Below are 13851 nucleotides of genomic sequence, written 5' to 3'. Positions count from 1 at the left end.
GGTGGGCCGCTGAGCTATCGCGGTGGCTCGGTCGGCTCGTCGCCTGAGGCATCACCCGGTTCGATCACGCGCGTCGGCTCGGTGTCGGTGGCCGGGTTCGGCTGGTTGGTCGATGGGGTGGCCTCGCGCCGCGAGAGTGATTCGCTCATCAGGTTGAAGGCCGTGAACAGGCGTGCGAATTCGTCGCGCCGCACCAGTCGGATGCGATGACTGGTCTCGCCGCGGGCAACACGCATCAGCGCGTCGCGCAGAACGTCGAGTGGGGCGAGTAGGCGACGGAACAGCCACCAGGCCGCGCCCAGCACCACCACGAGTGTCGCCAGCAGCGCCGTGATCATTGCCATCAGCGTCGTGCGGTTCGCCGCGGCCAACGGCTCGCTCTCGACCCCGAGCCGCAATGTGCCGATCGGATGCGACTGGTAGCGAATGGGTACGTCGAACAGCAGCAGGGTCTCGTCCGTGTCCGTCGCCGGCAGTGTGCCGTGATGGCTGACGATGCCGTCGTCGAGGTCGCGTCGGCGGGTGTCGGGCAGGGCCGGCAGCAGCGCGCCGACTTCGTCGTCGCGGGCACTGGCGATTACCTGGCGCTCGCGGTTGGCGACGGCCAGGTAGCGGATCTGGTCATTGCGCCGCATGTCCTCGACCAGGGCGCGCACGGCGACATCGTCGTTGAGCAGCAGGTCTTCGGCGGTTTCATGCGCGATGGTGCGTCCCAAGGACGCGCCGAAGTCCAGGGCCAGGCCGGTCAGCGCCTGATCCTGTTTGACGTAGACCGAGGCCAGGCCGGTCAGCAGGGTGACGGTGAGGATGGTGCCGAGGATCGCCGCCCAGCGCACCCGCATCGGCAGGATCCGGGTGGCGATCGGGTCGGCCCGCAGGCGCTCGAGCTCGCGCCGGGCGTGCCGCAGGTCATCGATCACCTCGTGGGCGTGCTGGTAGCGCTGGTTGGCGTCGGACTGCAGCAGGCTGCGGGTAATCTCCAACAGCACCTCGGGCGTGGCCGGCTCGCGCGGGAGCAGGGACGGCTGGGGGTTGTCGTGGCGTTCGGCCATCAGTCGGTCGATCTCCGACTCCTGCCACGGCTTGTTCCCGGTCAGCAGCCAGAACAGCAGCACGCCCAGTGAAAACAGGTCGCTGCGCCCGTCGGTCGCCGCGCCACGCAATTGTTCGGGTGACATGTAGGCGGGGGTGCCGGCGACCATGCCGTCATGGTGCTCGTCGCCCTCGGGCAGGCGCGCCACGCCGAAATCGTTGACCTTGGCGTGGGTCCAGCCTTCCACCAGGATGATGTTGTCGGGCTTGATGTCCTGGTGGATCACGCCATGACGGTGGGCGAATTCCAGGGCGGCGGCGATCTGTCCGACCAGGTCGATGACGACCGGTATCGGGGGAAAACCCTCGCGGGCGACGCGATCGGCCAGGGTCTCGCCGTGCAGCCGTTCCATCGCGATGTAGGGCTGGCCGTCGGCCTCGCCGACGTCGTAGATGGTGACGATGTTGGGGTGGTTTAGCGTGCCGGCGGCGCGGGCCTCGGTGAGAAAGCGGCGCCGGTAGGCATCGTCGCGGGCCACCTCGTCTCGCAGGCACTTGATCGCCAGGTGGCGGTTGATGCTGGGGTCGAAGCCGGCATAAATGATCGACATCGCCCCCTCGCCGAGAACCCCCTCGATGCGGTAGCGGCCAATCGTCTTCGGCGTCTCGCGGACTGTCACGACCGGCTCAGTTCCAGATCAGGTAGAAGGCCAGCCCCATGGCCGCGAGCAGCAGCGCTCCCACCAGCCAGTGACGCGGCCCGACCTTGCCGTCGCCGGCCTCGCGGGTGAGAAACACGAACTCTGCCTGGCCGAGCCGCACGCGATCGCCGTGCTTGAGGGTGGCCTCGTGCACCCGCTGGTCGTTGACGAAGGTGCCGTTGGTGGACAGCATGTTCATGACCACGTGGTGGCCCTGCTGGTTGAGGATCCACGCGTGCGAGGAGGAGACGCTGGGTTCGTCGAGGACGATGTCGTTGTCCTCGCGACGACCGATGGTCTGCCGACCGGCCCGCAGGGTGAATCGTCGCCCCTCGATGCCGCCGCTGACCCCTTCGAGGATCGGCTCGGCGACCGAGGCGCGCTCGTTGCCCTGCGGTTCGGCGGCCTCGGCCTGTCGGCGCATCTCGTCGGCCTGGAAGAGCATGGTGCCCTGCGGGCCGGCCGAGCGGCTCGGGCGGTGATGGGTATGGGGGGTGGAGCGGGCATCCTGCGCGTCGCGGCCTTCCATGTCGTCTCCTCGCGATGTGACGGTAGCTGGGCCCATCATCATAGCCCAGAGCGCCGCGGTTACCAGAGGTGCCCGGCCCGTGAACCAACCCGCCGGATCACGGTCCACCTCCGGTCAGTCACATTGTCACAATCCGGTAGCTTGGCGGCGTCAGGATGCCGCTATCGAAACCCGCGAGACCCATCATGGACCTGTTGATCATCCGACACGCCGCCGCTCAGGACCGCGAGGCCTTTGCCCGCGAGGGGCGTCCCGATGCCGAGCGCCCGCTGACCAAGCGCGGTATCGAGCGCATGCAGATGGCGGCCCGCGGCCTGACCACCATGGCCTTGCCGATCGAACGCCTGGTGACCAGCCCGGCCGTGCGCGCCGTGCAGACCGCCGAGATCGTCGCGCCGGCTGTCGAGCAACGCCGGGTCGAGCAGGAGGGGGTGTTCGCCCCCGAGGCTCCCATCGGGGCGGCGGTGGAGTGGTTGCGCAAGCAGCCCCGCGTGGAGGGCATGGCCGTGGTCGGGCACGAACCGAGCCTCGGGCAACTGGCCAAATGCCTGCTCGCCGGGCGGCCGTCCGGCAACATGCCGATGAAAAAGGGCGGCATGATCCTGATTCGTTTCGACAACGCCGTCGGTTACGGCAATGGCAAGCTGGTCTGGGCCCTGCCGCCGGCCGTGTTGCGCGCGTTGGCGGATTGATCGAAGAGGTCAGCGGTTAGGCACTGTCTTTCCGAAATCTGCGTTCTGATTTCTGCCGCCTTTTATTCGACTCCCCACTTCTGCAACCGATAACGCAACTGGCGCAGGGTCATGCCCAGTCGGCGGGCGGCCTCGCTGCGATTCCAGCGGGTCTGCTGCAGGGCGGCAAGCACGTCGTGCTGTTCGTCGGTCTCCGGGATGAAGCCGGGACAGGCACCCAGGGCCGAGCCGGGCTCCTCCTCGCCGGTCATCATCGGGTGCGGCGCGACGGCCTGGTCGGTGATCCGCTCGCCGTCGGTCAGGGCCATGGCGCGTTCGAGCAGGTTTTCCAGTTCCCGCACGTTGCCCGGGAAGGGCTGGCTGGCCAGGGTCTGCAGCACGGCGGGATCGATGCCGGGCACCGGGCGCTGGTCGCGTGCGGCCAGCCGGGCGACGATCGCCGAGGCGAGCGCCGGCAGGTCGTCGAGGCGTTCGCGCAGCGGCGGTACGCGCAGGCCGATCACGTTCAGGCGGAAGAACAGGTCCTGGCGGAATCGGCCATCGGTCACCGCCTGGTTGAGATCCTGGTGCGAGGCCGAGACGATCCGCACGTCGATGGGCACCTCCTCGGTGCCACCCACCGGCCGTACGCGACGCTCCTGCAGCACCCGCAGCAGGCTGACCTGCAGGGGCAGCGGCAGTTCGGCGATCTCGTCGAGAAACAGGGTGCCGCCCTCGGCCGCCCGGAACAGGCCGGGCTTGTCGCGGGTCGCGCCGGTGAACGATCCCTTGTGGTGGCCGAACAGTTCGGACTCGATCAGCTCGCCGGGGATCGCGCCGCAGTTGACCGGCACGAACGGGCCGCCCGCGCGGCTGCTGTGGTTGTGTATCTCGCGGGCGACCAGCTCCTTGCCGGTGCCGGACTCGCCCTGGATGAAGATCGGCGCCTGCGAGCGCGCCAGCCGGCCGATCATCTCGCGCAACTGGCGCATGGCGCGCGACTGGCCGATCAGGGGCGAGTCACCGCCATCCGTCTCGGCGGGGGCATTTGTCGTCGGCCGGCCGGGCTGCAGGTTGCGCGCGTCGCGCAGCAGGCGGCGTAGGGTGTCCTGCTCGATCGGCTTGTTGATGAAGTCGAAGGCCCCGGCCTTGAGCGCCCGGACGGCGGCCTCGACCTGGCCGTGGGCAGTGATCACCGCCACCGGCAGATCGGGACGCTGTTGGCGGATCTCGTCGACCAGGTCCAGCCCGTTGCCGTCGGGCAGGCGCATGTCGGCCAGACACAGGTCGATCTCCTCGTTTGCCGCCAGCCGCTCACGCGCCTCGGCTAGGTCGGCGGCCTCGAGGGTGGTGACTCCTTCGCGCTTCATGAACAGGGCGACCAGCGTGCGGATGTCCGGCTCGTCGTCCACGATCAGGCAGTACGCCATGACTTCATTCCCTTGCTTGTGTCGTTGCCGTCTCGATCGCCTCGTCCGCCGCCGGCAGGCACAGGCGGAAGCAGTTGCCCGTCTCCCGGGACGCGTCGGGTTCCTCGAGAACCAGTTCGCCGCGATTGGCCAGTGCCAGCTCGCGCGAAACGAACAGTCCTAGCCCCGTTCCCTGCGAATGCGTGGTGAAGAACGGTTCGAACAGGGCGCTACGGTCCTCGGCCGCAATGCGTGGGCCGTTGTCGCATACCCGGATCTGCCAGCCGCCGCGCGTTGCTGCTTCGAGGCGCAGGCGGAGCCTGAGTCGCCCGTCGTCGGGCCGAGCATGGCGTTCGGCATTGTCACAGAGATTGTCGATGACCTGCCAGAGGTGGGTCGTGTCTACCCGGGCAAATGCCGGTTCGATCGGGGCGGTGAGCGCCATCACGTACGGCTTGCCGGCCGTTTTCCAGGCCTGGCGACGGGTCTCGGCGAATCGCTCCAGCCAGTCTCCCAGCTCGACGTTCTGGGCGTTGACTGCCGGTGAGCGGGCCGCGCCGAGCACGTCCTCGACCAGTCGATTGATGCGGTCGCTGTGGCGCGTGATGATCTGGGTCAGCTGCTCGCGCTCTTCCGGGGTATCGGATTCCGGCAGCAGTTCGGCGGCCTGGCGGATCGAAGACAGCGGGTTTCTCACCTCGTGGGCGATCGAGGCGATCAGACGGCCCAGCGCGGCGAGCTTGTCGCGCCGTACCCGTTCGTCCTCGGCCGACAGGTCCAGCAGCACGATCAGGGCACGTGGACCCAGCGCGGTCTCGATGCGGTGGAACTGCGCGCGCAGTCGGCGTGGTTGGTCGAAGTCCTGCTGTTGGCCGCCGTTGCCGGCGTGCCAGGCCCGCAGGGCATCGCAGACCCCGGGGTGCAGGTCCGGCAGGCGGTGGTCGTCCGCCAGGTCGGCCGCGCCGCGCTCGCCGAGCATCTGGCGCGCGGCGGCGTTGATGTACTCGATCCTCCCCTCAGGGTCGGAAACGACAATGCCGTTGTCGGTCTGCTCGATGACCCGCAGGGCGAGTTCCGAGAGGTAGCGTACCTCGCGCTCGCGCGCGTGGCTCTGGTGTTCCCAGATAGCCGCGCGGCGCTCGAAGGCGATCACCAGCACGGTGATCAACAGCAGGGCGGCGCCGAGAAAACCGGAGTTGGTCAGGTGGTTGGCATCCGTCTGTGTCCACGAGGCGTAGATCGCCTCACCGAGGACCAGCAGCACGCCGATCGCGGCGTAGCCGATCGCCGCCCGTCCGCCATGCAACACCGCCGCGATGCCGATGGCGATCACCAGCGCTAGCGCGATCGGGCCTTCCGGCCCGCCCGAGGCGTGTGCAATCAGCATCAGGCAGGCGAGATCGCCCGCGGTGTGCAGGTGGGCCTGCGGGCGGAACGGCAGGATGCGCAGTTCCAGCAGCCATTCGAAGGCCATGGCCAGGAACAGGTAGGCCCAGGCGGTGACCATGAACAGCGAGGCATTGGCTTGGCCGAAGACCGCCGGGCCGCGATCGGTCAGTGCCGCGGCGGTCAGGGCGAGGGCCAGCAGCAGGCGATAGGCGTTGGCGAGCCGCAGCCCGCGCCAGTTCTCCGTGCCGGCCGGCTGGATCATCCCTGCTCCCGGTGCCACGCCTCGGCATGCTCCCAGCTGCAGAAGTCCTGCCCGTCGCGCCGCACCGCCTTGTCCTCGGGCACGAACACCCCGCAGTGGGCGCAGCGCACGGACTCCAGCGAGCGGGTCTGGGGCGAATCGTCCTGTTGTTCCGCACGCAGGCGATTGGCCTGGCGGATGGCGAAGAACAGCCCGATGACCAGGGCGACGATGAGCCAGAACAGCAGCTTGAGCATGGGCGGGTGGTTACCGTGATCGGGATGACGACGGTCGAGAGTATCGCACGTCGGACCGTCCTCCAGCCCGCAGGCGGGCCGGGTCGCGATCCGACGAGCCGGTCAGGCCTTGCCCAGATCGGTGATCAGCGATTGCTGGGCATTGAACGGTTTCTCGCCCTTGGCCGGCGTGATGCGGCGGTACTCGCCGGCCGCGGTGAGTTCCCAGGCGCCGGTGTTGTCGGCGAGATACCGGTCGAACGCCTCGTCGATCACCCGGGCGCGGATTTCCGGCGTCTCGACCGGGAAGGCGGTCTCCACTCGGGCAAAGAAGTTGCGCGGCATCCAGTCGGCACTCGAGAGGAACAGTTCCTCCTCGCCGTCGTTGTGGAAATAGAAGACGCGGGGATGCTCGAGGAACCGTCCCATCACCGAGCGGACATGGATGTTCTCGGACACGCCCGGGATACCCGGCTTGAGGCAGCAGACCCCGCGGATCACCAGCTCGATGGTTACCCCGGCCTGGGAGGCCTCGTAGAGCGCCTCGATCACGCGTTTCTCGATCAGGGCGTTCATCTTGGCGCGGATGCGCGCCGGCCGGCCGTTGCGGGCGTGCGCCGTTTCACGGCGGATGCGCTCGAGCATGCCGTCGTGCAGGGTGAACGGCGACTGCAGCAGGCGCTTGAGCCGGATGCCGCGGCCCAGGCCGGTCAGCTGCATGAACAGCTTGTTGACGTCCTCGCCGACGAAGCGGTCGTCGGTCATCAGGCCGAAATCGGTGTACAGCCGCGCGGTGCCCGGGTGATAGTTGCCGGTGCCCAGGTGCACGAAGCGCTTGAGGCGGTTGCCGTCGCGACGGACCACCAGCGCCATCTTGGCGTGGGTCTTGTAGCCGACGATGCCGTAGGCGACGTAGGCGCCGGCCTTCTGCAGCCTCGTCGTGATGTTGATGTTCGCTTCCTCGTCGAAGCGCGCCCGCAGCTCGACCACCGCGGTGACCTCCTTGCCGGTGCGCGCGGCCGCCTCGAGGGCGTCGACGATGGCGGAGTCCTTGCCGGTGCGGTAGAGCGTCATCTTGATCGCCACCACCCGCGGGTCGGTGGCCGCCTGGCGGATGAATTCCACCACCGGCATGAATGACTGGTAGGGGTGGTGCAGCAACACACTGCCCTGCTGCTCGATGGTCTCGAAGATGTTGCGGTCCGGGTCGAAGTCCGCCTCGAGGCGCGGCGTGAACGGCGGATCCTTGAGCTCGGGGCGGTCGATCAGGCCGGGCAGCGCCATCAGGCGGTGCAGGTTGACCGGGCCGTGGACCTGGAACACCTGGCGGTCGTCGAGGGCGAAGCGCTCGCAGAGAAAGTCGATCATGTCCGCCGGGCAGTTGTCGGCCACCTCGAGGCGCAGGGCGTCGCCGTAGTTGCGCTCGAACAGGCCGCCCTGCAGGGTCTGCAGCAGGTCGTCATCGTCGTCGACGTCCACGGACAGGTCGCTGTTGCGCGTCACGCGGAACTGGTAGCAGCCGGTGACGGTCATCCCGGGAAACAGTTCATGGACGTGGGCGTGGATGATCGAACTGAGGAAGACGAAGGCGGCCGGGCCCTCGGCGGCTTCCTCGGCCATCTGGATGATGCGCGGCAGGGCGCGTGGTGCCTGCACGATCGCCAGCCACGCCTCGCGGCCAAAGTCGTCGTTGCCTTCCAGCGAGACGATGAAGTTGAGCGACTTGTTGAGAATCCGCGGGAAGGGATGCGACGGGTCCAAGCCCAGCGGCGTCAGCAGCGGCAGCAGCTCGCGGCGGAAGTACTGCTTGACCCACAGCGCCTGCGCCTCGGTCCAATGCGTACGGCGCAGGAAGTGGATATTCTCCTTGGCCAGCGCGGGGATGACCTCGCGGTTGAGCGTCTCGTACTGGTCGTGGACCAGGGCATGCGCCTGCTCGAGCACGAGATCCAGCTGTGTCTGCGGGGAAAGCCCGGCGTCGTCCGGGCGGGAGATGCCGGCCCGAATCTGCTGGGTAAGTGTGCCGACGCGCACCTCGAAGAATTCGTCGAGGTTGGCGGAGGATATGCAGAGGAACTTGAGCCGTTCGAGCAGCGGGACGTTGCGGTCCTGTGCCAGTTCGAGCACGCGGCGGTTGAAACCGAGCAGGCTCAGCTCGCGGTTGATGAACGGCAGGGATTTCTCGTCGGTGCTTGTCATTATTTCGCAACGTAAAGTCGGTTAGAGTACGCGTATTTGGGCGGCCAGCCCCGGTGTCATGCGGGTCGTCCAGTCTGCCCGCCGGGCATGACAGGCATGTTAAGCCCTCATGCCACGAGTAAACCCTAGCAACCGGGTCGAGACAAGCCGCCTTAAGGAGATCCCGAACAAATGAGCGACAAAGACACGCCCAACCTCACGCCGCACACCCTGACCCGTTACGACGATGATCTCGGCGCGCTGCGTTCGCTGCTGATGAACATGGGCGGCGTGGCCGAACAGCATTTCGACGACGCGCTGGCCTACTTGCTCGACGGGGACGCCGAGCGTGGCCGCGTGGCCATGGAACAGGACTACGAGATCGACCGACTCGAGACCTCCATCGACGAGCTGGCGATCCACATCATCGCCCGCTACGCGCCCACCGCCAGCGACCTGCGCGCCATCATGGCGATCGTCAAGGCGATCACCGATCTCGAGCGCATCGGCGACAAGTCCGAGAAGCTCGCGCGCATTGCCGAGGAAGTCGGGCCGACGCTGCAACAGACGGCGTTTTCCACCCACTTCCGCGTGATGGGCCGGATCGTCAAGGGCATGCTCCACGACGCGCTCGACGCCTTCGTTCGCCAGGATTGCGTCGCCGCCGAGGAGATCATTCGCCGCGACACGCACGTCAACCACGAGTACAACGCCGTCCACGAGGTACTGCTCGATTACATGGCGAACAACCCGCAGAACGTCGATCTCAGCCTGCGGATGCTCTACTGCATGCGCGCGATCGAGCGCATCGGCGATCACTGCGCCAACATCGCCGAATACGTCATCTTCCAGCAGCGCGGCGTGGGCGTCTGCCGGCAGAGCCGCGGTGACGACAAGGAACGCACGCAGATCTAGCACGTAGATTCAAAAGCGCGCCAGCCCGCGCGACGGGCGGGAACGAGACGGGCCGGCATCATGCCGGCCCGTTTTGCGTTCAGCTGCCGTCGTGCTCCACACCTCGTCGCCTTGAGTCGTCGACGTCGCCGGTAATGGTCTCGGCCTCGTTCTCCGGGTAGGGCAGCTTGAGGTGCCCGTAGCGCAACAGCAGCACCGTGCCGGCCAGGATCAGCATGGTCGCGCCGACGGCCAGCATCTTCCAGGCCTCCAGATCCTTCACTTCCAGTACCAGGAATCGCGCCAGCGCGATGATACCGATGTAGATCGGGAACCGGATCGGCAGCCGGCCGGTCTGCAGGTAGGCGCCGATCATCGCCAGCACCTCGAGGTAGAGGAACAGGAGCAGCAAGTCGGCGAGCGTGACGCGCCGCGCCTCGATCATCTCGGCGATGTCCTGCCCGGCAGCGATGAAGGTGGCGATCAGGATCACCACTAGGCCGACGAGTTCCAGGCCACGAACGACGCGGTGTACCGGTGGACCCAGACGAAATTGCTGCATGCTAGCCTCTCCATTTGATGCCGGGCCGTCGTGTTGGCCCGTCGTTGTCTTTTGCCTACTGTATATCCCTTCTTGACCATTCAGCCACGAGAGATCGTTCACCATGCCGGAGAAGCGATTGACCCTTCCCCGACCCCGCGTCGGCCTGGGGCTGGCCGCCCTCGGCCGCCCCGGCTACATCAACCTCGGCCACGGCGAGGACATGCCCGACGGTCGCGATGTCGAGGCCATGCGCGCGCACTGCCACGCCATGCTCGAGAGCGCCTGGCGGCATGGCCTCCGCTACGTCGATGCCGCGCGCTCCTACGGCCGGGCCGAGGCGTTCCTGGGTGACTGGTTGGCCCATCGGTCGGCCGACGAGCGCCCCACGGTGGGCTCGAAATGGGGCTACACCTACACCGCCGGCTGGCAGGTGGATGCCGACGTCCACGAGGTCAAGGAGCACAGCCTCGAGGTGCTCGACCGCCAGTGGGGCGAAACCGTGGGGGCGCTCGGCTTTGCGCCCGCGCTCTACCAGATTCACTCGGCCACGCTCGACTCCGGTGTGCTGGAGAACGGGTCGGTGCTCGAGCGTTTGGGCGAACTGCGCGACCAGGGTGTGGCCATCGGCCTGACCACCAGCGGCCCGGCGCAGGCCGAGACCCTGGCCCGGGCGATGGAGGTCGAGATCGACGGTCGGCCCCTGTTCGACGCCGTGCAGGCGACCGTCAACCTGCTCGAACCGTCGGTGCTGGGCCAGCTCGAACAGGCCTCCCAGGCCGGCATGGCCGTGATCATCAAGGAGGCAGTCGCCAACGGCCGATTGACCGCGCGCAACGACCGGCCGGAGGACGCGGGCGCGATGGAGGCGCTGGATGCCGTGGCCGGGCGGCACGGGGTTGGGCGTGACGCAATGGCGATCGGCTGGCTGCTGGATCAGGCGTGCGTGGACATGGTGCTGTCCGGGGCCGGTAACGAGGCACAGCTGGCGTCCAACCTACGGGCGCTGGACGTCACCCTCGCGCCGGCGGACCGAGAGGCGTTGGCTGCGCTTGCCGAGCGTCCCGAGTCGTACTGGGCGACGCGCGGCGGACTAGACTGGAACTAGCCCCCAGACATTTCAGCCTGAATCGATCAACTGGTTGATTGAATGCTGATTAACGTATGTTCTTTCGAATCAAAAACCCGAATGGTTCGTGGGGTTGTTTTCTCGCGTGAACGGCGAGATGGTTAGCTCGCTAATAGTTAAACCCAAAATGCTTGTGGGTATTGCCCAAGGCAAGGAGTGGAACCGTATGTTGACCGAATGGATGAGAGGCACGCGCAACCTGGCCGGTAGTGCGCTTTTGGCGATGGCGACCACCGGCCTGGTCGCCGGTCCGGCGATGGCCGAAGATGACAATCCGCCCGATAAGGCGCCGGATTCGATGCTCTACGACATGCCGCAGAAGGTCACCGATGACGTCTGGTCGGCGATCGGTGCGACCCAGCCCTACACCTACGAGAACTCGTTGCATAACAACAACCTCTCGTTCGTGATCGGCGAGGACGCGGTGCTGGTCATGAATGCCGGCGCCTCCTACCAGCTCGCCGAGGCCCTGCACGAGGAAATCAAGAAGCGCACCGACGTGCCGGTCAAGTACGTGGTGAACGAGAACGGTCAGCTGCACTCGTCCCTGGCGACCGGCTACTGGATTGACCAGGGTGCGGAGGTCATCGCCCACGTCGATGCCGCCGAGTACTACGACAGCCACAAGGCCGACTACCTCGACACGCTCAAGCGCATCGCCGAGGAAAAGGCCGAAGGCACCGACGAGGCGGTCTCCGTCAGCCGCACCTTCGAGGACCGCATTGAACTCGACCTCGGCGGCATGACCGCCGAGGTGATCTACTTCGGCGAGGCCCATTCCCCGGGCGATATCTCGGTGGTCATCCCCGAGCGTGACGTGGTGATCGCCGGCGACATGGCCTTCAACATCCGCATGCTGCCGATCTTCGAGTACACCGACACGGCCGCCTGGTTGGAGACATGGCCGAAGTTCGTCGAGGTCGCCGAGGGCAAGACCATCATCCCGGGCCACGGTGGGCCGACCGACATGGAAACGGTCCAGCACTACACCGCTGACTACCTTACGTTCCTGCGCACCGAGATCGGCAAGATCATCGACGAGGGCGGCAGCCTGCAGGATGCCTACGAGCTTGACCAGAGCCAGTTCTCGCACTGGCACACTTACGACGAACTCGCCGGCCAGAACGCCGGGCGCGTCTTCCAGAAGATGGAATTCGAGTTCTGATCGACTGACGAGTCACCGTTCCGTCAGGCCGCCCCGGAGCAATCCGCGGGCGGTTTTTTTGTGCCCGCCTGTGGGGGTTGGTCGAATCGGATCGCGTGACTCTCCACCGACAGGCCCGCGCCGACCGAAAATCAATTGCTTGCATTGCCGCCCCGATCGGCTTTACTGGTTGGACGTGTCGCCATTGAGCACAAGGAGGAAGGGGCCATGCGCCGAGTGATGCTGGGTCTGATGTTCATGTTGCTGCCGGGACTGGCGGTCGCCAATGACGTGCCGCGGCCGGACGACTCGCGTGCCCTGCAGGGGCTCGAGGAGGCGCGCATCCTCTGGGACGTGACGGCATCCGACCCGGGTGCCCTGCTCGCGCGGCTGGGCGTGATCGAACAGACCTACCGGGATCTCGAACGCCAGGGCGTGACGCCGCGCATGGTGTTCGGTTTTCGTGGCGGATCGGTTCGATTGCTGACCCGTGATGCCCCGGACCGGAACATCGAGCACGCCCAGACGATTCTGCAGATCCACTCGAAGCTCGCCGAGCTGCACGCCCTGGCGGGTGTCGAGCGCATGGAGGTCTGCTCGATCGCCAGTCGCCGCTCGGGTATCACCCAGGCCGACCTGGTCGAGCCGTTGGTCGAGGTGGGCAACACATTCGTCACTGCCGCGGCCTACGCCCAGCGGGGCTACGCCAAGATCAAGATCGACTGACCGCCCGTGGATGACGCGCTGCGCGAGGCACTCCGCGTCCAGTTGCTCGAGAGGCGCGAATCGCTGCGAGAGCTGCTGAGCGGCAGTGACGAATCCACCGAGCGGGTGGAAATCGACAGCGCGTGCCAGAGCAAGGAGAGTCAGCTGTCGCGCATCGATTCAGCGCAGGTTCGGGAAATGGCTCGGGCGCTCCGCGCCCGTTGGAAACGCGAACTCGGCCGCGTCGACGGCGCCCTGCGGCGGATGGAAAACGAGGAGTATGGCGACTGCTTCGTCTGCGGGGAACCCATTCCCGTCCGTCGACTCCAAAACGATCCCAGCGTGACGCGCTGCGTCGAGTGCGCCGAGAGTGAATAACAACCAATCAGGAGAGATCCTATGAAGCGCATGAACACCCTGTTGGCTGGAGCCATTGCCGTAACGCTGTCCCAGTCCGTGTTGGCGGAAAACGCGCCGGAAGGGCTGTATTCGATGGATGCCCTGATCGGGGCGGACGTCTTTCTGGCCGCCGATCGCAATCGCGAGGTGGGTGAGGTCGAGGACGTCCTGGTGGCCGAGAACATGAAGGTCCACGGCCTGGTAATCGAGCTCGACGATGCCATCGATGGCGTGACTGGCGACGATTACCGATTCGTCGAGGTGCAGCAGTTCTCGGTGGCGACCCGCTCCGGCGACCGACTTGATCGCGTTTCCTACGCGGTGTTCCTCAACGACGACCTCGACCAGGTGCGCGACTATCCGCGCGTCGACAACGACTGGTGGGCCCAGACCAAGGAAGCCGCTGCCGACATCTGGTCAAGCACCAAATCTGGCGCATCGAGCGCCTGGCAGGCGACCAAGGACACCACCTCCAACGTCATCGACAAGACCAAGGAAAAGACCCGCGACGTGCTCGAGAGCCTGCAGCGCACCCTGGAGTAGATCGCTACGGTAGGAGCGGCTTTAGCCGCGAAACGGTTTGGCGCCGCACGGAGTCCGGATTAGCGAATCGCGCCTGAAGGCGCTCCTACAATCTGAGGCCCGGCCGCGCG

Annotated in this window: 14 protein-coding genes; 7 read left to right on the top strand and 7 right to left on the bottom strand. The window is 66.6% G+C overall.

The genetic code is table 11. From position 1 onward, the window contains the following. Positions 1–14 precede the first annotated feature (14 nt). Complete coding sequence (locus D5687_RS02675; RefSeq protein WP_204742113.1) at positions 15–1712, bottom strand: serine/threonine-protein kinase; 1698 nt, start codon at positions 1710–1712, stop codon at positions 15–17. A gap of 7 nt (positions 1713–1719) precedes the next feature. Further along, positions 1720–2262 carry an FHA domain-containing protein gene (locus tag D5687_RS02670; protein ID WP_240031398.1) on the bottom strand — a complete coding sequence of 181 codons (543 nt, stop codon included), beginning with the start codon at positions 2260–2262 and terminating at the stop codon, positions 1720–1722. 185 nt (positions 2263–2447) lie between these two features. Between D5687_RS02670 and sixA the strand changes: the two genes are divergently transcribed. Continuing rightward, entirely contained in the window at positions 2448–2954 is a 507-nt protein-coding gene (gene sixA, locus D5687_RS02665) for a phosphohistidine phosphatase SixA (RefSeq protein WP_158611720.1), read from the top strand. A gap of 62 nt (positions 2955–3016) precedes the next feature. On the opposite strand, the gene D5687_RS02660 is transcribed toward sixA, so the two are convergent. From D5687_RS02660 to ppk1, 4 genes are all read right to left on the bottom strand, one after another. Further along, positions 3017–4363 (bottom strand): sigma-54 dependent transcriptional regulator, encoded by a 1347-nt coding sequence (locus tag D5687_RS02660; protein ID WP_125198216.1) that lies wholly within the window; start codon positions 4361–4363, stop codon positions 3017–3019. A 4-nt stretch (positions 4364–4367) separates the two neighbouring features. Then, a complete protein-coding gene (locus D5687_RS02655; RefSeq protein WP_125198215.1) occupies positions 4368–5993 on the bottom strand; it encodes a PAS domain-containing sensor histidine kinase in 1626 nt (541 codons plus the stop codon). Then, the gene (locus D5687_RS02650) at positions 5990–6229 is read right to left on the bottom strand and encodes a PP0621 family protein (protein ID WP_125198214.1); all 240 of its coding nucleotides are present in this window, start codon (positions 6227–6229) and stop codon (positions 5990–5992) included. Before D5687_RS02650 ends, D5687_RS02655 begins: the two co-directional genes overlap by 4 nt. Before the next feature lie 102 nt (positions 6230–6331). Continuing rightward, the gene (ppk1, locus tag D5687_RS02645; protein WP_125198213.1) at positions 6332–8407 is read right to left on the bottom strand and encodes a polyphosphate kinase 1; all 2076 of its coding nucleotides are present in this window, start codon (positions 8405–8407) and stop codon (positions 6332–6334) included. 171 nt (positions 8408–8578) lie between these two features. Between ppk1 and phoU the strand changes: the two genes are divergently transcribed. After that, on the top strand, positions 8579–9301 hold the full coding sequence (phoU, locus tag D5687_RS02640) for a phosphate signaling complex protein PhoU (protein WP_125198212.1): 723 nt from the start codon (positions 8579–8581) through the stop codon (positions 9299–9301). A 79-nt stretch (positions 9302–9380) separates the two neighbouring features. Here phoU and D5687_RS02635 read toward each other — a convergent pair whose 3' ends face one another. Beyond that, positions 9381–9842: a phosphate-starvation-inducible protein PsiE gene (locus D5687_RS02635; RefSeq protein ID WP_125198211.1), complete on the bottom strand. Its 462-nt coding sequence runs from the start codon at positions 9840–9842 to the stop codon at positions 9381–9383. Between the two features lie 103 nt (positions 9843–9945). Here D5687_RS02635 and D5687_RS02630 point away from each other — a divergent pair, with 103 nt between their 5' ends. The 5 genes from D5687_RS02630 (at position 9946) to D5687_RS02610 (ending at position 13741) form a co-directional block, all read left to right on the top strand. Continuing rightward, a complete protein-coding gene (locus D5687_RS02630; protein ID WP_125198210.1) occupies positions 9946–10929 on the top strand; it encodes an aldo/keto reductase in 984 nt (327 codons plus the stop codon). 187 nt (positions 10930–11116) lie between these two features. Further along, positions 11117–12115, top strand: a complete 999-nt coding sequence (locus D5687_RS02625; RefSeq protein WP_240031397.1) for an MBL fold metallo-hydrolase — start codon at positions 11117–11119, stop codon at positions 12113–12115. A 207-nt stretch (positions 12116–12322) separates the two neighbouring features. Then, a complete protein-coding gene (locus tag D5687_RS02620; protein WP_125198209.1) occupies positions 12323–12820 on the top strand; it encodes a hypothetical protein in 498 nt (165 codons plus the stop codon). Between the two features lie 6 nt (positions 12821–12826). Next, on the top strand, positions 12827–13177 hold the full coding sequence (locus D5687_RS02615; RefSeq protein WP_125198208.1) for a TraR/DksA family transcriptional regulator: 351 nt from the start codon (positions 12827–12829) through the stop codon (positions 13175–13177). A gap of 21 nt (positions 13178–13198) precedes the next feature. Then, complete coding sequence (locus D5687_RS02610; protein WP_125198207.1) at positions 13199–13741, top strand: PRC-barrel domain containing protein; 543 nt, start codon at positions 13199–13201, stop codon at positions 13739–13741. Positions 13742–13851 lie beyond the last annotated feature (110 nt).

Origin of the sequence: Guyparkeria sp. SCN-R1, from assembly GCF_003932495.1 — a bacterium.
GTDB lineage: Bacteria > Pseudomonadota > Gammaproteobacteria > Halothiobacillales > Halothiobacillaceae > Guyparkeria.
This window is presented reverse-complemented; position numbering and strand designations above follow the sequence as displayed.

What these genes read in the sequence shown, in the direction of transcription:
- D5687_RS02650 (WP_125198214.1), bottom strand. Translation starts at nt 6,229, where the DNA reads ATGCTCAAGCTGCTGTTCTGGCTCATCGTCGCCCTGGTCATCGGGCTG.
- D5687_RS02630 (WP_125198210.1), top strand. Translation starts at nt 9,946, where the DNA reads ATGCCGGAGAAGCGATTGACCCTTCCCCGACCCCGCGTCGGCCTGGGG.
- D5687_RS02670 (WP_240031398.1), bottom strand. Translation starts at nt 2,262, where the DNA reads ATGGAAGGCCGCGACGCGCAGGATGCCCGCTCCACCCCCCATACCCAT.
- ppk1 (WP_125198213.1), bottom strand. Translation starts at nt 8,407, where the DNA reads ATGACAAGCACCGACGAGAAATCCCTGCCGTTCATCAACCGCGAGCTG.
- phoU (WP_125198212.1), top strand. Translation starts at nt 8,579, where the DNA reads ATGAGCGACAAAGACACGCCCAACCTCACGCCGCACACCCTGACCCGT.
- D5687_RS02620 (WP_125198209.1), top strand. Translation starts at nt 12,323, where the DNA reads ATGCGCCGAGTGATGCTGGGTCTGATGTTCATGTTGCTGCCGGGACTG.
- D5687_RS02660 (WP_125198216.1), bottom strand. Translation starts at nt 4,363, where the DNA reads ATGGCGTACTGCCTGATCGTGGACGACGAGCCGGACATCCGCACGCTG.
- D5687_RS02635 (WP_125198211.1), bottom strand. Translation starts at nt 9,842, where the DNA reads ATGCAGCAATTTCGTCTGGGTCCACCGGTACACCGCGTCGTTCGTGGC.
- D5687_RS02655 (WP_125198215.1), bottom strand. Translation starts at nt 5,993, where the DNA reads ATGATCCAGCCGGCCGGCACGGAGAACTGGCGCGGGCTGCGGCTCGCC.
- sixA (WP_158611720.1), top strand. Translation starts at nt 2,448, where the DNA reads ATGGACCTGTTGATCATCCGACACGCCGCCGCTCAGGACCGCGAGGCC.
- D5687_RS02625 (WP_240031397.1), top strand. Translation starts at nt 11,117, where the DNA reads ATGTTGACCGAATGGATGAGAGGCACGCGCAACCTGGCCGGTAGTGCG.
- D5687_RS02610 (WP_125198207.1), top strand. Translation starts at nt 13,199, where the DNA reads ATGAAGCGCATGAACACCCTGTTGGCTGGAGCCATTGCCGTAACGCTG.